Source organism: Enterobacter cloacae complex sp. 397G4 (genome assembly GCF_050031515.1).
Taxonomy (GTDB): domain Bacteria; phylum Pseudomonadota; class Gammaproteobacteria; order Enterobacterales; family Enterobacteriaceae; genus Enterobacter; species Enterobacter hormaechei_C.
Genome location: NZ_JBLGWE010000001.1, coordinates 3,187,787 through 3,207,517 on the forward strand (window position 1 = coordinate 3,187,787; position 19,731 = coordinate 3,207,517).

The 19,731-nt window shown below is 55.9% G+C and carries 16 protein-coding genes; 6 read left to right on the plus strand and 10 right to left on the minus strand.

The features are described 5' to 3' along the window. Positions 1-70: 70 nt before the first annotated feature. A complete protein-coding gene (gene cdd, locus ACQG1Y_RS15315) occupies positions 71-955 on the plus strand; it encodes a cytidine deaminase (protein WP_047057229.1) in 885 nt (294 codons plus the stop codon). 127 nt (positions 956-1,082) lie between these two features. Then, positions 1,083-1,793 (plus strand): outer membrane permeability protein SanA, encoded by a 711-nt coding sequence (gene sanA / locus ACQG1Y_RS15320; RefSeq protein ID WP_017383381.1) that lies wholly within the window; start codon positions 1,083-1,085, stop codon positions 1,791-1,793. 127 nt (positions 1,794-1,920) lie between these two features. Here sanA and mglC read toward each other — a convergent pair whose 3' ends face one another. The 7 genes from mglC to ACQG1Y_RS15355 form a co-directional block, all read right to left on the minus strand. Further along, complete coding sequence (mglC, locus tag ACQG1Y_RS15325) at positions 1,921-2,931, minus strand: galactose/methyl galactoside ABC transporter permease MglC (RefSeq protein WP_003859318.1); 1,011 nt, start codon at positions 2,929-2,931, stop codon at positions 1,921-1,923. A 15-nt stretch (positions 2,932-2,946) separates the two neighbouring features. Further along, entirely contained in the window at positions 2,947-4,467 is a 1,521-nt protein-coding gene (mglA, locus tag ACQG1Y_RS15330; RefSeq protein ID WP_003859320.1) for a galactose/methyl galactoside ABC transporter ATP-binding protein MglA, read from the minus strand. 79 nt (positions 4,468-4,546) lie between these two features. Then, positions 4,547-5,545 carry a galactose/glucose ABC transporter substrate-binding protein MglB gene (gene mglB / locus ACQG1Y_RS15335; protein WP_017383382.1) on the minus strand — a complete coding sequence of 333 codons (999 nt, stop codon included), beginning with the start codon at positions 5,543-5,545 and terminating at the stop codon, positions 4,547-4,549. A gap of 296 nt (positions 5,546-5,841) precedes the next feature. Beyond that, positions 5,842-6,864 (minus strand): HTH-type transcriptional regulator GalS, encoded by a 1,023-nt coding sequence (gene galS, locus ACQG1Y_RS15340; protein ID WP_003859324.1) that lies wholly within the window; start codon positions 6,862-6,864, stop codon positions 5,842-5,844. A gap of 155 nt (positions 6,865-7,019) precedes the next feature. Further along, positions 7,020-8,177, minus strand: a complete 1,158-nt coding sequence (yeiB, locus tag ACQG1Y_RS15345; RefSeq protein WP_015572318.1) for a DUF418 domain-containing protein YeiB — start codon at positions 8,175-8,177, stop codon at positions 7,020-7,022. Between the two features lie 18 nt (positions 8,178-8,195). Next, positions 8,196-8,864, minus strand: coding sequence for a GTP cyclohydrolase I FolE (gene folE / locus ACQG1Y_RS15350; protein ID WP_015572317.1), 669 nt, complete (start codon positions 8,862-8,864; stop codon positions 8,196-8,198). A gap of 102 nt (positions 8,865-8,966) precedes the next feature. Beyond that, positions 8,967-10,115, minus strand: coding sequence for a YbfB/YjiJ family MFS transporter (locus ACQG1Y_RS15355; protein ID WP_017383385.1), 1,149 nt, complete (start codon positions 10,113-10,115; stop codon positions 8,967-8,969). 137 nt (positions 10,116-10,252) lie between these two features. Between ACQG1Y_RS15355 and fghA the strand changes: the two genes are divergently transcribed. Together fghA and ACQG1Y_RS15365 are read left to right on the plus strand one after the other, a co-directional pair. After that, entirely contained in the window at positions 10,253-11,080 is an 828-nt protein-coding gene (fghA, locus tag ACQG1Y_RS15360) for an S-formylglutathione hydrolase (protein ID WP_141414245.1), read from the plus strand. A 267-nt stretch (positions 11,081-11,347) separates the two neighbouring features. Next, positions 11,348-13,333, plus strand: a complete 1,986-nt coding sequence (locus ACQG1Y_RS15365; RefSeq protein ID WP_015572315.1) for a ligand-gated channel protein — start codon at positions 11,348-11,350, stop codon at positions 13,331-13,333. Between the two features lie 54 nt (positions 13,334-13,387). Here ACQG1Y_RS15365 and ACQG1Y_RS15370 read toward each other — a convergent pair whose 3' ends face one another. Together ACQG1Y_RS15370 and yieE are read right to left on the minus strand one after the other, a co-directional pair. Beyond that, positions 13,388-14,857: an amino acid permease gene (locus tag ACQG1Y_RS15370; RefSeq protein WP_006811308.1), complete on the minus strand. Its 1,470-nt coding sequence runs from the start codon at positions 14,855-14,857 to the stop codon at positions 13,388-13,390. A gap of 180 nt (positions 14,858-15,037) precedes the next feature. After that, positions 15,038-15,904 (minus strand): DNA-binding transcriptional regulator YeiE, encoded by an 867-nt coding sequence (yieE, locus tag ACQG1Y_RS15375; protein WP_017383387.1) that lies wholly within the window; start codon positions 15,902-15,904, stop codon positions 15,038-15,040. 97 nt (positions 15,905-16,001) lie between these two features. Here yieE and ACQG1Y_RS15380 point away from each other — a divergent pair, with 97 nt between their 5' ends. Together ACQG1Y_RS15380 and nfo are read left to right on the plus strand one after the other, a co-directional pair. Then, entirely contained in the window at positions 16,002-17,048 is a 1,047-nt protein-coding gene (locus tag ACQG1Y_RS15380) for a YeiH family protein (protein ID WP_017383388.1), read from the plus strand. Positions 17,049-17,112: 64 nt separating this feature from the next. Further along, a complete protein-coding gene (nfo, locus tag ACQG1Y_RS15385) occupies positions 17,113-17,970 on the plus strand; it encodes a deoxyribonuclease IV (RefSeq protein ID WP_023295060.1) in 858 nt (285 codons plus the stop codon). 74 nt (positions 17,971-18,044) lie between these two features. On the opposite strand, the gene fruA is transcribed toward nfo, so the two are convergent. Then, positions 18,045-19,730: a PTS fructose transporter subunit IIBC gene (fruA, locus tag ACQG1Y_RS15390; RefSeq protein ID WP_015572312.1), complete on the minus strand. Its 1,686-nt coding sequence runs from the start codon at positions 19,728-19,730 to the stop codon at positions 18,045-18,047. Between the last annotated feature and the right edge of the window lies 1 nt (position 19,731).

The window sequence follows — 19,731 nt, forward strand, 5'->3', positions numbered from 1 at the left end:
ATTTGGATCACATATAAAGGCCGTACGGCTCCGTACACTACCGATCCATTAACCTTGATGAGGCAACGTCATGCATCCACGTTTTCAAGCTGCTTTCTCTCAGCTTGCAGAGAATTTGCAATCAGCCCTGGCTCCGGTTCTGGCGGATGCGCATTTCCCCGCCCTGCTGACGGCAGATCAGGTCACGGCCCTTAAACAGGCAACGGGGCTGGACGAAGACGCGCTGGCTTTCGCCCTGCTGCCCCTGGCGGCTGCCTGCGCCCGCGCTGACCTTTCCCATTTTAACGTAGGCGCAATTGCGCGCGGCGTGAGCGGAACCTGGTACTTCGGCGGAAACATGGAGTTCATCGGTGCGACCATGCAGCAAACCGTCCACGCGGAGCAGAGCGCCATCAGTCACGCCTGGCTGCGCGGCGAAAAAGCCCTGCGCGCCATCACCGTCAACTATACCCCTTGCGGCCACTGCCGCCAGTTTATGAATGAGCTGAACAGCGGTCTTGAACTGCGTATCAACCTGCCGGGACGCGCACCGCATACGCTGGGTGATTACCTGCCGGATGCTTTCGGCCCGAAAGATCTTGAGATCAAAACCCTGCTGATGGACGAGCAGGACCACGGTTATGCGCTCTCGGGAGATGAGCTGAGCGAAGCGGCCATTGCCGCCGCCAATAAAAGCCACACGCCATACAGCAAATCTCCAAGCGGCGTCGCCCTTCAGTGCCGCGACGGCAGCATCTTCACCGGCAGCTATGCAGAGAACGCCGCATTTAACCCGACGCTGCCTCCGCTCCAGGGTGCCCTGAACCTGCTTAGCCTGAACGGGTATGACTACCCGGATATTCAGCGCGCAATCCTGGCTGAAAAGGCCGATGCGCCGCTGATCCAGTGGGACGCGACCGCAGCCACGCTGAAAGCGCTGGGCTGTTCAACCATCGACCGCGTGCTGCTGGCATAATCTGTTTGGCGGGCAGAGTTGCCCGCCAGTCTGACGAAAAACCCCTCAGTTGAATCGCTGTTTCTTGCGCTAACCAGGCGGGTACAGTAGCCTGAGGGAAATTTCATCATCGGTACGAGCCATCTGCATGTTAAAGCGCGTGTTTTACAGCCTGTCTGTCCTGGTCGGCATACTGCTGTTGATCGTGCTGGGTCTCGACCGCTGGATGAGCTGGAAAACAGCCCCCTACATTTTTGATGACCTACAGGATCTCCCCTACCGTCAGGTTGGTGTGGTGCTTGGCACCGCCAAGTATTACCGCACTGGCGTCATAAATCAGTATTACCGGTATCGTATTCAGGGCGCGCTGAACGCCTATAACAGCGGCAAGGTGAACTATCTGCTGCTGAGCGGCGATAACGCGCTGCAAAGCTATAACGAGCCGGTGACGATGCGCAAAGATCTGATTGCCGCAGGCGTCGACCCGGCCGATATCGTGCTCGACTACGCCGGATTCCGCACGCTTGATTCCATCGTGCGTACCCGCAAGGTGTTCGACACCAATGATTTCATCATCATTACCCAGCGTTTCCACTGCGAGCGGGCGCTGTTTATCGCCCTGCATATGGGCATTCAGGCGCAGTGTTATGCGGTGCCATCGCCAAAGGATATGCTGAGCGTGCGCGTACGTGAGTTTGGCGCTCGTTTTGGCGCGCTGGCTGACCTGTACTTATTCAAACGTGAACCGCGCTTTTTAGGCCCGCTGGTGCCGATCCCAACGATGCACGAAGTGCCGGAGAATGCACAGGGTTACCCGGCGGTAACGCCAGAGCAGTTGCTGGAAATTCAGAAGAAGTAATAACTTTTGTCGGGTGGCGGCTTCGCCTTACCCGACCTACGATCGCGATTTTGTAGGCCCGGTGAGCGTCGCGCCACCAGGCAAAAAAAGGCCCGCTACGTGAGCGGGCCTTTTCATTCTGAAGATCTTACTTCTTACGCGCGTACTTCAGTGAATCCAGCGCAACCGCGAAGATGATGATGGCGCCCTTGATGATGTACTGCCAGTAGGGGTTCACGCCGATGTAGGTCAGGCCGTAGTTGATAACGGTGAAGATGATCACACCGGTCACCACGCCCAGCACGGTCCCCACGCCGCCGCTGAAGGAGACGCCGCCAACCACGCAGGCTGCAATCGCATCCAGTTCGTACATAAAGCCGAGGTTGTTGGTTGCAGAGCCGATACGGCCCGCTTCCAGCATCCCGCCGAAGGCGTAGAAGACCCCGGACAGGGCGTAAATCATCAGCAGGTTCAGAGCCACGTTGACCCCGGACACTTTCGCCGCTTCAGGGTTACCGCCGATAGCAAAGATGTTTTTACCGAAGCGGGTTTTGTTCCACAGGATCCAGACGAACGCCACCGCAATCAGCGCATAGAAGGTGATGTAGGAGAGACGGAAGCTGCCCAGCGCAACAAACCCCTGCGTGAAGGTCGAGAAGCCGCTGTCGAAGCCAGAGATTGGAGACGCGCCGACGAAATCGTAGTACAGGGAGTTGATACCATAAACGATGATCATCGTGCCAAGCGTGGTGATGAATGGCGTCACGTTCAGGTAAGCAATGATGATGCCGTTAATCAGGCCAATTACCGCGCCGATGGCGCACACGATCAGGATCACCACGAAAATCGGCATGGTCGCCATCTCCGGGAACACCTTGTTGGCGTTTTCCATCGACTGCAACAGGGTTGCCGCAATGACCGCCGCCAGACCCACCTGGCGCCCTGCCGAAAGGTCAGTCCCTTGGGTAACGATAAGCCCCGCCACGCCAAGCGCGATAATAATACGTACGGAAGACTGGGTCAGAATGTTACTCAAGTTCAGCAGACTTAAGAACGTAGGGTCCTGGAAAATAATAATCGCCAGCAAGACTAAAAGAACAACGTAAATACCGCCTTCTTTCAGATAAGTGAGAAAACTTTTTTTATTTAACGCACTCATGAGGAGCCCCTGATCTTAAAGGTGCAAAGACGCAAGACGCAAAATTTCGTTTTGCGTTGTCGTTTTGGTTTCAACAATACCGGCAACGAGACCATTGCTCATAACCAGAATACGGTCTGTGATCCCTAACAATTCCGGCATTTCGGAAGAAATAATAATGATCCCTTTATCTTTTTTCGCCAGCTCGGCGATCAGCTGGTAAATCTCAAATTTTGCACCCACGTCGATACCGCGCGTAGGTTCATCCAGCATCAGAATTTCAGGCTGGGTTAATAGCCAGCGACCAATAATGACTTTCTGCTGGTTCCCTCCCGAGAGTGAGCCAATTTGCGTGCGGTGGCCCGGCGTTTTCACGCGCATGGAGTCAATCACCCACTGGGTATCGCTCTTCATGCGGGAATTATCCAGCAGCCCGACTTTATTTTTGTAATTGCGAATATTAGAAATTAACGAGTTAAAGTTAATATCCAGATAAGCGTAAATACCGGTGGAACGACGCTCTTCCGTCACCAGCGCAAAGCCATTATTAATGGCTTCGTTGGCGTTGTGGTTGTTGATCTTCTTACCGTGCAGCGTAATGGTGCCTTCGGCTTTCTCACGGATACCAAACAGGGTTTCCACGATATCGGTGCGCTTAGCGCCCACCAGCCCTGCGATGCCAAGGATCTCCCCCTTGTGCAGATCGAAAGAGACATCGCGGATAGACGGCTGACGCAGCGAGGTCAGGTTACGCACCTCCAGAATCACTTCGCCTGGCTTGTTTTCTTTATCCGGGAAGCGCTGGTTCAGAGAACGGCCAACCATCATGGCGATGATCTTGTCCATATCCAGCCCTTCCAGCGGCTGGGTGGCGATCCACTGGCCGTCGCGCAGGATGGTGATTTCATCGCACAGCTGGAAGATCTCTTCCATTTTATGTGAGATATAGACAATGCCGCAGCCGCGATCTTTCAGCTTACGAATAATGGTAAAAAGGTGGTTAACCTCTTTTTCCGTTAATGACGATGTCGGTTCATCCATGATCACGATTTTCGCATCATAGGAGAACGCTTTGGCAATTTCGATCATCTGCATCTGGGAAACGGATAATGTCCCGACGCGTGCGCGCGGGTCGATATCAATATCCAGCTCATCAAAAATGGCTTTGGTGTCGCGATACATTTTATCCTGATCGACAAAGACACCTTTGGTTGGATAACGACCCAACCACATATTATCCATAACTGAACGTTGCAGAACCAGGTTTAATTCCTGGTGTACCATCGAGATACCGTTCTCCAGCGCTTCTTTCGCTGAATGGAAGTCGATCTCTTTTCCCTGAAAAAGAATGCTGCCAGAATCTTTTTGATAGATCCCAAAGAGGCATTTTAATAATGTTGATTTACCCGCACCGTTTTCACCCATTAACGCATGAATAGAGTGTGGACGAACTTTTAAATTAACATTATCGAGCGCCTTAACACCGGGGAATGACTTGTTGACACCGGTCATTTCCAACAAGTATTCACCGGACGACTGAGTAGTTGTGCTGACCATAATTATACCTTGTTGGCCTCGCATATCGCGTTATAAAAGGGCGCAACGAATTGCGCCCAGTGAAGACAATGCAGATAACTTATTTACCGATAAACTCAGCCAGGTTGGACTGGTCTACGCCCACGTAAGGAACGCGAACGATTTTGTTGTCAATTTTCCAGTTAGTCCCGTCAGCGGCGCCTTTACCGTCGGCCAGGTTTTTCGCCAGATCGAAGGTGGCTTTCGCCTGGTTGTTGGCATCGTTCAGCACGGTACCGGCCATAGCGCCAGATTTCACCAGCGCCAGCGCTTCTGGCAGGGCATCCACACCGAATACAGGAATGGCGGATTTGTTGTGGGCTTTCAGCGCTTCTACCGCACCCATTGCCATCGCATCGTTATTGGCGATGACCACTTCAATTTTGTTGGCGTTCGGACCAGAGAGCCACGCGTCCATCTTATCTTTCGCCTGAGCGGTGTCCCACATTGCGGTGTCTAACGCCAGCTGCTGGGTTTTCAGGCCCTTGTCGTTCAGCTCTTTAATAACGTAGGTGGTACGTGCTTCAGCATCCGGATGGCCCGGTTCGCCTTTCAGCAGAACGAACTGAATCTGACCATCTTTGTTCAGATCCCAGTTCGGGTTCGCCGCCCAGTGTTTCGCAATCAGATCGCCCTGGATAATCCCGGACTCTTTGGAGTCGGTACCCACGTAATACGCTTTATCGTAGCTGTCTAACGCCTTACGGGAAGGTTCTTTGTTGAAGAAGACAATTGGCACGTTCTGGCCGCGCGCTTTCTCGATCACCGTGCCTGCCGCAGCCGGGTCAACCAGGTTAATAGCCAGCGCTTTCACGCCTTTTGCCAGAAGAACGTCAATCTGATCGTTCTGTTTGGACTGGTCATTCTGGGAGTCATTCATCAGCAACTGCACGTCTGGCGCTGATTTAGCATCTTTTTCAATTGCTTTACGCACAACGGACATGAAGTTGTCGTCGTATTTATAGATAGTCACGCCAATACGGGTATCCGCTGCGTGCGCTGCTGCGCCAAAAAGCATGCTTGCCATGACAGCAGACAGAGTCAACACCTTCTTATTCATGGTATCTCCGGTTTTTTTTTATGCAGGGTAGTTCTTGTGAAAAACGGTCGGCGGGCAGAAGTTAATAAAACGTTACTGATCGCCGAAGTTCACTTATAAAATGTCCAGCTTCCGTGTTCGGTAACGCTCCAGAAATGCGTTTTATTCGTTGTTTGAGGCATGCTGGTAACGGTAAAAGTGAATAATCACCGTTACATTGTGTTTCAGCCCCTAAAACGCTGACATCATAGACAGCGGCTTGTTAAGATACTGTGAATTTACTCACAGATTGAAAACGGTTACATCACGTGATGTTATCAGTTAGTGATCGGAGCCACAGTTTGTCGGATAGCGACCGAATGGCGGCGTACTAAAGTCGGCATAAAACAATGCGTTGCGTCAGGATCTAACAGCCCTGCCGCCCCCTGTAACGCCAGCTCTGTCGCCAGTTTCGCCATCGACGCAATGGGGTAACGCACCGTTGTCAGCTGCGGATCGGTGTAACGGGCAATCGGGATATCGTCAAAGCCGATCAGCGATAAATGCTGCGGCACCGCAATGCCGTTGTCTTTCAGCGCGGTAAGCGCACCTGCCGCCATGCTGTCGTTATAGGCAAACACGGCCGTCAGCTGAAGATTACGCCCCAGCAGTTCCACCATTGCCGCTTCACCGCCCTGCATGTCCGGCGAACCGGTACCTACCCAGCTTTCCAGCGGCGCAATGCCCTGCTCTTTCAGGGCGTTTTGCCAGCCCTCGCGGCGCATCATGTCGTCTTCAATACCGTGGCTGGAGGCCAGATAACCAATGCGCTGATGGCCGTTGCTGATGAGCATCCGCGTCGCCATCATCGCGCCGCTGATGTTATCCAGACCGACGCAGCGGTGCGCGTAGCCGGGGACGATACGATTGATCAGCACCATGCCGGGGATCTGCTCCATAAACCCGGCCAGCTCTTCATCGCTCAGGGCTTTAGAGTGCACAATCAGGGCGTTACAGCGCTGGCGGATCAGTACCTCAATGGCATAACGCTCTTTTTCAGCCTCGTGATAGCTGTTGCCAATCAGCACATATTTCTGGTGCTGCTGGGCAACGACGTCCACCGCTTTGACCAGCGCGCCGAAGAAGGCGTCAGACACGTCCATCACCACTACGCCAATGGTATCGCTGACCTGCGTCGCCAGCGCCTGGGCATTAGCGTTTGGCCGGTACCCCAGCTGGGTCACGGCTTTCATTACGGTTTCACGCGTTTCAGGGCTGACCAGCGCACTGTTGTTCAGCACGCGGGAGACAGTAGCAACAGAAACACCCGCCTGGCGGGCGACGTCACGAATGGTGATCATATTCACCACCCTTTAAAGGATTGCAGCAACTCACAGACACCCCCTGTGTTTAGCAAGGTGGCTATTCTGGCAGCGAGAGAGAGGAGACTACGTGAAGAAGCTCACACAAATGAAAACGCTTACATCCGTTTTGTTAATGATTGTGATCCAGATCGTTATCTGGATGTATTACGCAATGACACGCCCGAAGCACGGGCGGTTAACCGTCGCCATGCCCATTCCAGCGGGCCCTGGCGGAAAAAACGCAGCCAGACAACCGAAAACACCACGTTAACAATCCAGACCGGAATAACAAACGCCAGCAGCGTCAGGCGGTCGAATTTCATAAACAGGCCGAATCGGTAGAAAAGCGTGGTGCATATCAGCGTTTGCAGGATGTAATTGCTTAACGCCATCCGCCCAACGCAGGCCACCGCACTGACGATCCACAGGCGGGAAAGCTGGGGCCAGAAGCCGTAGATCAGCGCCGCATAGCCAATAGTCTGGAACGGCGCGCTCAGTTCGCGCGGCACCTGCAACAGGAATGCACACCAGCGGTAATCCCACTGAAGATGCCACTGCATCATCACCGCCGGGAGGTTGATGATCACGCCGAGCAGCACCAGCCCTGCTCCCGTACGACGATAGTGTCGCAGGCTAAATTCCCCTTTCAGCCAGCCGGTGCGCATCAGGGCTGCGCCCATCAGCATCATCCCCGCCAGTTGCCAGCCGTATTGCGCGCCCAGCGCCAGCAGGTTATCGCCGAGCATATCGGCCCGGTTGCCTATCGCTTCCATGCCGCCTTTCAGCTTCCAGAACTGCTCATATTGCAGGTTGGCCGCATCCGGGATCCATGAACGACTGGTGGAAGCATCGGCAATCATGCCAAGCAGCAATAACACGGCCAGTCCCATGACATAGAGCATCACGCCGGTATTAAACAGGCTTTTCACACCGGGCGCGTCGCGGATCAGCCGCCAGCAAATCAGCCCCACCAGACCATACGCGAGCAGAATATCGCCGTCCCAGAACAGCAGCCCGTGAATAAAACCGAGGATAACCAGCAGCGTTAAACGCGACTGGATCCAGCGCGTACCGCGTTTGAGGAGAAGCTGAAGTCCCGCGCCAAACAGAAGCGCAAAGAGGGTCAGGAATTTAACCTGTGCAAAGAGATCGAGGATTGCCCACGTCCAGGCGTCGCTGCGCGTGATGTCGCCATACCACGCAGGATTCAGATAAGCGGCCTTCGGCAGACCGAAGGCGCTGATATTCAGCAGCAGGATACCGAGAATGGCGACGCCGCGAACAAAATCGAGCGTGACGTTTCGCTCCATGGTCCCTGCCCTGTCTGATTAGTTGTGGTGACGCACGGCGCGCAGGAACTCCTGGCGGGTGTTCTGGCTCGATTTGAACAGGCCGCCCAGCGAAGTGGTGGTGGTTGCGCTGGTTGCATCACGCACGCCGCGCGCCTTCACGCAGTAGTGCACCGCGTCGATAGACACCGCCACGTTGTTAGTACCCAACAGAGTTTGCAGTGCGGTCAGGATCTGCTGCGTCAGACGCTCCTGCACCTGCGGACGCTGGGCAAAAAACTGCACGATGCGGTTGATCTTGGACAGGCCAATGACCGTATCTTTTGGAATATAGGCCACCGTCGCTTTACCATCGATGGTCACAAAGTGATGCTCGCAGGTGCTGGTCAGCGTGATATCGCGTACCGTCACCATCTCATCGACCTTCATCTTATTTTCAATGACGGTGATTTTCGGGAAGTTCGCGTAATCCAGGCCGGAGAAAATTTCGTCGACGTACATCTTCGCGATGCGGTGCGGCGTCTCCATCAGGCTGTCGTCGCTCAGATCGAGATTCAGCAGTTGCATGATCTCCGTCATATGGCCGGCGATCAGACTCTTGCGGGTATCATTGTCCAGCTCCTGCACGGGCGGGCGCAGTGGCGTTTCAAGACCGCGCGCAACCAGCGCTTCATGGACAAGGGCTGCTTCTTTACTGAGTGATGACATTCTTTTCTCCTGCAGGTGTGGCGTCTTTTGCCCTCGTTGTGGCAAAAGTGTGCGCTCATTGTGCGTGAGGCGACGCACATAATCCAGTATTCACGACGATAATTATTGCAATTGCTGTTGCCTTTCAGCCTGACGGTTCCAGACTAACGCTCCGCCAACGAACAGCGCGATCCCCGCCAGCCCCAGCGCAGGTTCCAGCCGATGCGTGAGCCAGGTCGACAGTGCCGACGTGACCGGACCCACCAGCTGACCAATGGCATACCCGGTGGTGAGCAGTCCCGCCATATAACGCGTGTGGTCTGGCGCCAGCTCGCGACCGTACAAAAGAGAGAGCTGCACGGCGCAGAGGAACCCGCCGCCCACCAGCAGCCCACCCGTCAGCAAGCCGCCTATGCCCGGCAGCAGCCAGGCCGCCAGCACGCCAATCCCCTGTAACCACAGAACAATCGCCAGCCTGCGGTTAGCGCTTGATGTATGCCGCAGGGCAATGCTGAGCGCAATTCCCACCACCGAGGCGGCGCCAAATATCGGCCAGACAAACTGGGCAAACAGGCTGCCAGGAAAACGCACCGCCGCCATTTGCGATAAAAAGGTCGCCGGGAGGATATAGCCGAACCCTGCCAGGCTGTAGCTCCAGACCAGACGCTTGAGATCTGCGGTCAGCAGCAGCGGTTCAGGCGCGGTACCGGGCCGATGGAGCTGCCCGGACCGCGGCAGGTAGCGCGCCACCAGCACAATCAGCACCAGCGCCAGTACGCCGTAGATTTGCCATGCCGCCCCGGCGGACAAGGATTTCGCCTGAATATAGACCGCCAGCAGGCCGCTCAGGGCGATGCCGGCCCCGGGTCCGGCAAAGACGGCCGCACTGAGTCCCGGTTTGCCCAGTTGCCCCAGCCGCTCGTTGGTCCAGGCGGCAATCAGCACCATCGACCAGCCGCTCATGCAGCCGATCACAAAGCGCAGCAGACCGTGAACAACGGCATTATCTGCCGCCGCGGAGAGCAGCGTTAGCGCCACCGCACCGGTGATGCCAAGCCAGAGACGCGTTTCAACGAAGCGATGGGCGCGCATGGCATCCCATGCCCCCACCAGATAGCCCAGATAGTTCATTGCCGCCACCAGCCCCGCGCTGGTAAGCGTGAGTTGCCCGGCGGCTATCATCAGCGGCACCTGAGGCGTGAAGGCGAAGCGCCCTATCCCCATCGCCACGACCAGAACCACAAATCCGCTGAGCGCGATACGCAGCGCCATGATCGCTCCAATTGTTAAAGAAAAGTAAATTTATGATGCAACATCTCGCCGTCCTGCGAAAGTGAAAGTTGCTCACAGGTCAATGAAAACTCTGTATTATGCGTTTTATGAATCGTCTTACCTTTAAGGAGCCCTGCATGGAACTGCTCGAAGAGCATCGTTGTTTTGAAGGTCGACAGCAGCGCTGGCGGCACGACTCCACCACGCTGAATTGTGCTATGACGTTCAGCATTTTCCTGCCCCCTGCGGACAATCCACCGGTGCTGTACTGGCTTTCAGGCCTGACCTGCAACGACGAAAACTTCACCACCAAAGCGGGTGCCCAGCGTATTGCCGCCGAACTGGGCATTGCGCTGGTGATGCCAGATACCAGCCCGCGTGGCGATGACGTGGCCGACGATGCCGGATACGATTTGGGTAAAGGCGCCGGGTTCTATCTCAACGCCACGGAAGAACCGTGGGCGAGCCATTACCGCATGTATGACTACATTCGCGATGAACTGCCTGCCCTGGTGCACTCTCAGTTCGCGGTCAGCGAGCGCTGCGCGATAAGCGGACATTCGATGGGTGGCCACGGGGCGCTGATAATGGCGCTGAAAAATCCGGGGAAATACACCAGCGTGTCCGCATTTGCGCCGATTGTGAACCCAACGCTGGTGCCGTGGGGGCAAAAAGCCTTTACGCACTATCTGGGTGAAGATGCAGAAAAATGGCAGGAATGGGACAGCTGCGCGTTGATGCTGGCGAGCGATTCGGTGAATGCGATCCCGATGCTTATCGATCAGGGCGATGCGGATCAGTTCCTCGCCGGACAGCTACAGCCTGCGGTGCTGGCGGAAGCCGCGCGCATGAAGGACTGGCCGCTAACGCTGCGCATTCAGCCGGGATACGACCACAGCTATTACTTCATGGCGTCCTTTATTGAGGATCATCTCCGCTTCCATGCGGAGCATCTGTTCAGATAAGTTCCGCCTTTTGCCCGGTAGCGCCTCCTGCCTACCGGGTCTTCCCCTCCCCCTCTTTACATACTTCTATCCGCTTGAATCCAGCCTGATTTCTGTCTCCGACACCCAAACACAAATGATTTCAATTATCATTTGTGTTTACAATTCTACATTCTTTTGTACAATTCCAGGCTCTTCTCCATCTCAAAGAGTTCTTACAAGACAAAAACATACAGTTCTCAGGGTTATCCCGATGGAGTTTTATTCATTTTTATACGGAATGTACAAATGACAATACCGCGCATTAAGCTCCTGGCCGTCGCCATTGGCGCTGCCACATGTTCCCCCTTCGTTCACGCAGCCGATCAGGACACCGTTGTCGTCACCGCGACGGGTTTTGAACAAAAAATCCAGAATGCCCCCGCCTCCATCTCTGTGATTTCAAAACAGCAGATTGAAGATAAAGCCTACCGTGATGTTACCGATGCCCTGAGAGACGTCCCGGGCGTTGTCGTCACTGGCGGCGGGAGCAGCAGTGATATCAGTATTCGCGGCATGGCCTCTCAGTACACCCTGTTCCTGGTGAACGGCAAACGCGTCAGTACGCGAAGCACCCGCCCCAACAGCGACAACTCGGGTATTGAACAAGGCTGGCTGCCGCCGCTGGAGTCCATTGAGCGCATCGAGGTCATCCGCGGCCCGATGTCCTCGCTTTACGGCTCCGATGCTATGGGTGGCGTAATTAACGTCATTACCAAAAAAGTCTCGAACACTAAAGCCTGGACCGGTTCGTTGCATGGCGATGCGACCTTCCAGGAAAACAATGATTCCGGCGATATCTTCCAGACCAACGCCTACGCTTCTGGTCCCCTGATCGACGGACTGCTGGGCGCAAAAGTGACGGGGCTGTTGTCACGCCGCGCAGAAGATAAAATCGTGAACGGCTATAACGAGCAGAAAATGCGTAACGGTGGCATTACGCTGAACTTCACGCCGGACGAGAAGAACGATTTCGACCTCGACTTTGCTCGCGAGCTTCAGGACAGAAACAGCACCCCGGGGATGTCGAAAGCGGCTGAAACCTGCCGGGGAACAACCTGTACGCCAAATACCAAAAGCGACTCGCGCTATGAGCACACGACCTACTCCTTAACGCACAGCGGGTATTACGACGACTTCAATACCACCAGCTATATCCAGCAGGAAGAGACCAATAATCCAGGTCGCAAAATGCGCTCCTATAACACCACCTTCAACAACCAGAACCAGATTTTCCTCGGCGATCATACGTTGACCCTCGGCGGGCAGTATCGTTATGAGAAACTGCGCGACAAGGGTAATCAGCTGGAAGCTGCTGACGGCCTGAACAAACTGACGCGCTGGAGCTGGGCCCTGTTTGCCGAAGATGAATGGGCAATGACGGAAAGCTTTACGTTGACCGGCGGCCTGCGTATGGACAAAGACCAAAACTACGGTACTAACTGGACGCCGCGCGGTTACGGCGTATGGCACCTGGCCGATCAGTGGACGTTAAAAGGGGGGGTTTCGGCTGGCTATCGTGCGCCGGATCTGCGTCAGTCGTCTGCCAGCTGGGGCCAGGTAACGGGTGGCGGCCGTCTTGACGGTATCATCGTTGGCAACCCGGATCTGAAACCAGAGAAGAGTCTGAGCGAAGAGCTCGCCCTGCTCTGGGATAACAACGATAACCTGAATGCCGGCGTAACGCTGTTTAATACCGACTTCAAGGACAAGATTACGGAAGTTCGCCGCTGTAACAGCAGCGCCGATCCCGCCTGTACGATTGGCGATCACAGCTATGATTTCGTCAGCGATCGCGTCAACGTGGACAAAGCCAACATGCGCGGTGTGGAGTCCTCCTTCGGGTGGAAGATCACGCGTGATGTGAACTGGACTGCAAACTACACCTATACGGAGTCTGAGCAGAAGAGCGGCCAGTTCTCCGGCAAGCCACTGAACAAAATGCCGAAACACATGTTCAACACCACCCTGGACTGGCAGGCGACGCCAGATGTCGGATTCTGGAGCCGTCTCAACCTGCGCGGTAAAACGTCTGAGTACCTGAGCCGCACGTCAATGTCCCAGGGTACGCCGTCCTACACTCAGGTTGATGTCGGTATGCGCTACAACGCCAACAAAAACCTGCTGGTTACTGCCGGTGTGTATAACGTGCTCGATAAGCAGATTGATTACGATACGTATGACACCGTGCTGGATGGCCGTCGCTACACCGTCGGCATGACCTACAGCTTCTGATCTGCCCATAAAAAAGCCCGCTCAACTGAGCGGGCTAAAAAAGAGGAAGTGCGGTTATTGTTTAAATCGTTCCGGGAAATCCATTTCACTGTAGCGAACGAAGCGTGTTCCTTTCGTCAGTTTGTAGCCAAACCAGATGATCAGGAACAGCGGAATGCCAATATAGGTGGCCGTGACGGCGCCCCAGTCAATGGTGTCCGCAAGGAAGGCCTCATAGTTCTGACCCAGGGTAATAATCAGGCACAGAACGAAGGCGAAGATCGGCCCCAGCGGGAAGAACCCTGACCGGTACGGCAGATTATTCAGATCATGACCCTGCTTGACGTACCCGCGACGGAAACGGTAGTGGCTGATGGCAATGCCCAGCCAGGCAATGAAGCCCGTCATACCAGAGGTGTTAAGCAGCCACAGGTAGACCGTCTGATTGCCGAACATGGAGGTCAGGAAACAGAGACCCGCAATCACCGTGGTCGCATACAGCGCGTTGCGCGGCACGCCACCGCGAGACAGTTTCGAGAAAATACGCGGCGCTTTACCGTCGCAGGCCAGGGTGTAGAGCATGCGGGTGGAGGCGTACATCCCGGAGTTACCCGCAGACAGTACCGCCGTCAGGATCACCGCGTTCATCACCGCCGCGGCAGAGAGCAGACCCGCGTGCTGGAAGACCAGCGTGAACGGGCTGACGCTGATGTCTTTCACATCGTTACGCAGCAGGCTTGGGTCGGTATACGGAATAATCAGGCTGATAATCAGGATCGCGAACACATAGAACAGCAGGATACGCCAGAACACCTGACGCACCGCGCGCGGAATGTTCTTCTCCGGGTTTTCGGATTCACCGGCCGCGATACCAATCAGCTCGGTACCCTGGAAGGAGAAACCGACAATCATCGCCACGCCAATCATCGCCGAGAAGCCCCCGGCAAACGGCGCATCGCCTATAGTCCAGTTACTCCAGCCCGCCGGTTCAGCCCCTTTGAAAATACCAACGATCATCGCCACACCGACGACGATAAAGATGATGACGGTTGCCACTTTAATCAAAGAGAACCAGTATTCCGCTTCGCCAAAGCCGCGCACGGAGATGTAGTTCAGCAGGAAGATGACCGCCAGGAACAGGGCGCTCCAGATCCAGCCTGGCGTGTCCGGGAACCACCAGGTCATCACCAGTTGTGCGGCGACGAGGTCAACGGCGATGGTCACCGCCCAGTTGTACCAGTAGTTCCAGCCCAGCGCGAAGCCGAAGCCTTCCTCAACGTATTTTTGTCCGTAGGTCGAAAACGAACCAGACACCGGCATGTATGCCGCCAGTTCACCCAGGCTGGTCATCAGGAAGTAGACCATCAGGCCAATCAGGATATAAGAGAATAATGCCCCACCCGGGCCGGCTGCCGAAATTGTTGCGCCAGAGGCAACGAAAAGACCCGTACCGATGGAGCCGCCAATGGCGATCATCGTCAGGTGACGCGCCTTAAGTGCGCGACGTAGCGCGGGCGCTTCTGTGGTTTTAGTTTCTGAAACCATGTGAAAATGCTGTCCATTCAATAAATGAGGCGCGATTGTAGCAGACGATCTGCGTTGCTTCCGGCAGAAATGCTCAGTTATAAGAGAGCTTCATGACTCGGCCAGGATTATAAGTAAAGCATAAAAATGTGGGGTGATAAGCGCACATAGCCCCGGTAAGCGAAGCGCCACCGGGGAACGTTAAATGGCGCAGTAGCGCAGAAAACGCTGGAGCGAGCTGGAAAGGTGTTTCTGACGATGATGGATGCACCACAGCGTGCGCACCAGCTTCGGCAGCGGAACGGGGATCTCAACCAGAGAGCCGGTCTCCAGCTGTTCGGCAATCACCCGTCGGGAAAGACAGCTAATGCCCAGGCCATGACGCACCGCATGCTTAATCGCCTCGGAGTTACCTAACTCCATCCCTAACTGGAACTGCGGCAGATGGGACAGCAGCAGATAATCGACAATCTCACGCGTGCCGGAGCCCTGCTCTCGCAGGATCCACTGCGCCTGCGCCAGACGCTCCAGCGTCACCTCGCCCTGGAGTAAAGAAGAGGCCGGGGAGGCAAACACCACCAGCTCATCCTCCAGCCAGGGTTCCGCAATGATATCCACGTTGTGGCACGGCCCTTCGATAAGCCCGATGTCCACGCGGAAATCGATCACCGCGTTGATCACGTCCTGGCTGTTGCCGACGCTCATTTCCAGCGGCAGGGTCGGAAAATCCCGGCGGTAGCGGGCAATCACTTCCGGCAGGATGTAGTTACCGATCGTGCTGCTGGCGTAGACGCGAATAGCGCCGTTGTCCTCGCGGAACAGCTGTTCGATCTCCGTTGCCTGCTCCAGCAAGGCCAGGGCACGCGGGTACAGCAGGCGGCCATGTTCGTTCACCACCAGCCGCTTTCCTACCCTGTCGAAAAGCTGAACGCCCAGTTGCCCTTCAAGATCGGTCAAGGCCGCGCTAACGGCGGACTGCGAGAGCGCCAGCATTTGTGACGCCTGGGTTGTCGAGCCGCTTTTCAGCACCTCGGCAAAAACTTCCAGCTGACGCAATGTAATGTGCATGGTTGCTTACCACTTATAAAGATTGATTATAAATATATAATCAATTTTATTTTTAAGCCAGAGCGCCGTAACCTTTAGCCAGACAAAGGAGAAGGTTATGTCAGAAATCACCTTACAACATCATCGTACAGTGTGGCACTTCGTGCCGGGTCTCGCGCTCAGCGCCGTGGTTACCGGCGTGGCTTTATGGGGCGGGAGTATACCGGCGGTTGCCGGCGCAGGGTTCAGCGCCCTGACGCTGGCCATTCTGCTTGGCATGGTGGTCGGGAACACCGTTTATCCACACATCTGGAAATCCTGCGACGGCGGCGTGATTTTCGCCAAGCAGCATTTATTACGTCTCGGGATCATCCTTTATGGCTTCCGTCTCACCTTTTCGCAGATTGCGGATGTCGGTGTCAGCGGGATTGCCATTGACGTCCTGACCCTTTCGAGCACCTTTTTACTGGCGTGCTTTATCGGCCAGAAGATCTTTGGGCTGGACAAACAGACCAGCTGGCTGATCGGTGCGGGTAGCAGCATCTGCGGCGCGGCGGCGGTACTGGCAACAGAACCCGTCGTTAAAGCCGAAGCCAGTAAAGTCACGGTTGCCGTCGCGACGGTAGTTATCTTCGGTACGCTGGCGATCTTCCTGTATCCGGCCATGTATCCGCTGGTGGCGCACTGGTTTAGTCCGGAAACCTACGGCATTTATATCGGCTCAACCATGCACGAAGTGGCGCAGGTGGTGGCGGCAGGTCACGCCATTAACCCGGAAGCGGAAAACGCGGCGGTCATCGCCAAAATGCTGCGCGTGATGATGCTGGCCCCGTTCCTGATTTTCCTCGCGGCGCGGGTTAAACAACTTGCTCCGGCAGGCGGCAGCGAGAAAAGCAAAATCACCATTCCGTGGTTTGCGATCCTGTTCATCGTGGTCGCTGTCTTCAACTCTTTCCACCTGCTGCCAAAAGCGATGGTGGATATGCTGGTGACGCTGGATACGGTCCTGCTGGCGATGGCGATGGCGGCGCTGGGCGTCACCACACACGTCAGCGCGCTGAAAAAAGCCGGCGCGAAACCGCTGCTGATGGCGCTGGTGCTGTTCATCTGGCTAATCGTTGGCGGTGGTGCGATTAACCTCGCCGTGCACAGCCTGTTGGCATAAACCATCTCGTCCTTCTCCTGTTAACCCGCTATCATAGGCATTTCGGGTTAACAGGAGTCTTTTTATGAAATATGTTGGAGCGCACGTCAGCGCTGCCGGTGGCCTTGCGAATGCCGCCATTCGCGCCGCCGAAATCGAGGCGACCGCTTTCGCCCTGTTCACCAAAAACCAGCGCCAGTGGCGCGCCGCAGCGCTCACCGCTGAAGTGATTGATGATTTCAAAGCCGCCTGTGAGAAATACCACTATGGGCCTGGCCAAATCCTTCCCCACGACAGCTACCTCATTAACCTCGGTCACCCGGTTGCCGAGGCGCTGGAAAAATCCCGCGAAGCGTTCCTGGATGAGGTTCAGCGCTGTGAACAGCTGGGGCTGACGCTGCTGAACTTCCATCCCGGCAGCCATCTGATGCAGATTGACGAAGACGCCTGTCTGGCGCGCATCGCCGAGTCCATCAACATGACGCTGGATAAAACCCAGGGCGTGACGGCGGTGATTGAGAATACTGCCGGTCAGGGCAGCAACCTCGGCTTTAAGTTTGAGCATCTGGCGGCGATCATCGACGGCGTGGAAGATAAATCCCGCGTGGGGGTGTGCATCGATACCTGTCACGCCTTTGCCGCTGGCTATGACCTGCGCACAACCGAGGCCACGAAAAATACCTTCGAGGAGTTCGAGCGTATTGTCGGTTTTAAATACCTTCGCGGTATGCACTTAAACGATGCGAAAAGCGCGTTCGGCAGCCGCGTTGACCGCCACCACAGCCTGGGCGAAGGCAACATCGGCCATGATGCGTTCCGCTTTATCATGCAGGACGCCCGCTTCGACGGTATTCCGATGGTGCTCGAAACCATTAACCCGGATATCTGGGCGGAAGAGATTGCCTGGCTGAAGGCGCAGCAAACCGCTGACCAGGCGGCATAAAAAAAGCCGGGCTGCTTACGCACCCGGCTTTTTTTGTAGGTCGGGTAAGGCGAAGCCGCCACCCGACACCTCTTTTAGGCTGCTTTTGCGACCACTTCCGCTTCCGGGCGCTTCAGCACCGCGTAAGACAGGCCTGCCACCAGCGTACCGGCAACAATCGCCAGCAGATAACCCAGTACCGGCGTGATGGCGCCAGGGATCAGCAGGACGAACAGACCGCCGTGCGGCGCCATCAGTTTCGCACCTACCGCCATGGAGATAGCCCCCGTCACCGCACCACCCACGATGCAGCACGGCAGAACACGCATTGGATCGCGTGCCGCAAACGGGATTGCGCCTTCGGTGATGAAGCACAGGCCCAGCACCAGCGCCGCTTTACCGCCTTCCTGCTGCGCTTTATCGAACTTACGGCGGGCAATAATCGTCGCCAGACCGAGCGCCAGCGGAGGCACCATACCGGCCGCCATGATCGCCGCCATCGGCGCGTAGGTCTGGGTACTTAGCAGGCCAACGCCAAACGCATATGCCGCTTTGTTTACCGGACCACCCATGTCGGTACACATCATACCGCCGAGGATTGCGCCCAGCAGCACCGCGTTCGCCGTCCCCATGGTTTGCAGCCAGTGGGTCAGACCTTCCAGAATGCCCGCGACCGGCTTACCAATCAGGTAAATCATCGCCAGACCGACCACCAGGCTGGAAATCAGCGGGATGATCAGGATAGGTTTCAGCGCCTCCATACTCTGCGGTAGCTTCAGCTTCGAGCTGATCAGCTTCGCCACATAACCGGCGAGGAAACCGGCAATGATACCGCCGATAAAGCCAGAACCGGTGCTCACGGCGAGCATACCGCCGATAAGACCCGGCGTCAGACCCGGACGGTCAGCAATGGAGAAGGCGATAAAGCCCGCCAGCACCGGCACCATCAACGCAAACGCGGAGCCGCCGCCAATCTGCATCAACGCGGCCGCCAGTGTGCCCGGCTCTTTAAACGCCTCGATACCAAAGGCGAAGGAGAGCGCAATACACAGGCCGCCCGCCACCACCATCGGCAGCATGTAGGACACGCCGGTCAGCAGGTGACGATACGCGCCCGCAGACTCTTTTTTCCCTTCGGTCGCAGTTTTAGCCGCACCGGTTGCCTGATACGGTTTGGCTTCTGCCAGCGCCTTATCAAATTCCTGCGCGGTCTTCTTCAGCGCCAGGCCGGTAGAGGTACGGTACATCGGCTTGCCGGCAAACTTCGCCAGATCCACTTCGATATCCGCCGCCACAATCACCAGATCGGCTTCCGCCACCTCTTCCGGCGTGATGGCATTGCCCGCACCAACAGAGCCGCGGGTTTCAACCTTCACCCACCAGCCACGTTTTTTCGCTTCGGTTTCAATGGCTTCAGCCGCCATAAAGGTGTGCGCCACACCTGTCGGGCAGGCCGTTACCGCAACAATGCGTTTCGGCCCAGCGGCGGCAACCGGCGCCGCCTCAACAGGTGCGCTGTAAACCGTCGCATGACCTTTTGCTTCGCTCAGAAACAGTTCAGGGTGTGCCACCGCGCGATTAATATCACCCAGCCACACTTTTTTACCGTTCAGGGCGCTGTCCGCGGGGATTTTGTCGCCCAGAACAATCGCCATTTCAGCATCACCCGGGTTATCAATGATATCCAGGTGCGCTTTTTGTGCCGCCGCGCCCAGCAGGGTCTTCGCCATATAGGCACGAGCCTGTCCGAGACCGGAGTCAATGATCAGCAGCGTTTTCATT

What these genes read in the sequence shown, in the direction of transcription:
- cdd (WP_047057229.1), top strand. Translation starts at nt 71, where the DNA reads ATGCATCCACGTTTTCAAGCTGCTTTCTCTCAGCTTGCAGAGAATTTG.
- sanA (WP_017383381.1), top strand. Translation starts at nt 1,083, where the DNA reads ATGTTAAAGCGCGTGTTTTACAGCCTGTCTGTCCTGGTCGGCATACTG.
- mglC (WP_003859318.1), bottom strand. Translation starts at nt 2,931, where the DNA reads ATGAGTGCGTTAAATAAAAAAAGTTTTCTCACTTATCTGAAAGAAGGC.
- mglA (WP_003859320.1), bottom strand. Translation starts at nt 4,467, where the DNA reads ATGGTCAGCACAACTACTCAGTCGTCCGGTGAATACTTGTTGGAAATG.
- mglB (WP_017383382.1), bottom strand. Translation starts at nt 5,545, where the DNA reads ATGAATAAGAAGGTGTTGACTCTGTCTGCTGTCATGGCAAGCATGCTT.
- galS (WP_003859324.1), bottom strand. Translation starts at nt 6,864, where the DNA reads ATGATCACCATTCGTGACGTCGCCCGCCAGGCGGGTGTTTCTGTTGCT.
- yeiB (WP_015572318.1), bottom strand. Translation starts at nt 8,177, where the DNA reads ATGGAGCGAAACGTCACGCTCGATTTTGTTCGCGGCGTCGCCATTCTC.
- folE (WP_015572317.1), bottom strand. Translation starts at nt 8,864, where the DNA reads ATGTCATCACTCAGTAAAGAAGCAGCCCTTGTCCATGAAGCGCTGGTT.
- ACQG1Y_RS15355 (WP_017383385.1), bottom strand. Translation starts at nt 10,115, where the DNA reads ATGGCGCTGCGTATCGCGCTCAGCGGATTTGTGGTTCTGGTCGTGGCG.
- fghA (WP_141414245.1), top strand. Translation starts at nt 10,253, where the DNA reads ATGGAACTGCTCGAAGAGCATCGTTGTTTTGAAGGTCGACAGCAGCGC.
- ACQG1Y_RS15365 (WP_015572315.1), top strand. Translation starts at nt 11,348, where the DNA reads ATGACAATACCGCGCATTAAGCTCCTGGCCGTCGCCATTGGCGCTGCC.
- ACQG1Y_RS15370 (WP_006811308.1), bottom strand. Translation starts at nt 14,857, where the DNA reads ATGGTTTCAGAAACTAAAACCACAGAAGCGCCCGCGCTACGTCGCGCA.
- yieE (WP_017383387.1), bottom strand. Translation starts at nt 15,904, where the DNA reads ATGCACATTACATTGCGTCAGCTGGAAGTTTTTGCCGAGGTGCTGAAA.
- ACQG1Y_RS15380 (WP_017383388.1), top strand. Translation starts at nt 16,002, where the DNA reads ATGTCAGAAATCACCTTACAACATCATCGTACAGTGTGGCACTTCGTG.
- nfo (WP_023295060.1), top strand. Translation starts at nt 17,113, where the DNA reads ATGAAATATGTTGGAGCGCACGTCAGCGCTGCCGGTGGCCTTGCGAAT.
- fruA (WP_015572312.1), bottom strand. Translation starts at nt 19,730, where the DNA reads ATGAAAACGCTGCTGATCATTGACTCCGGTCTCGGACAGGCTCGTGCC.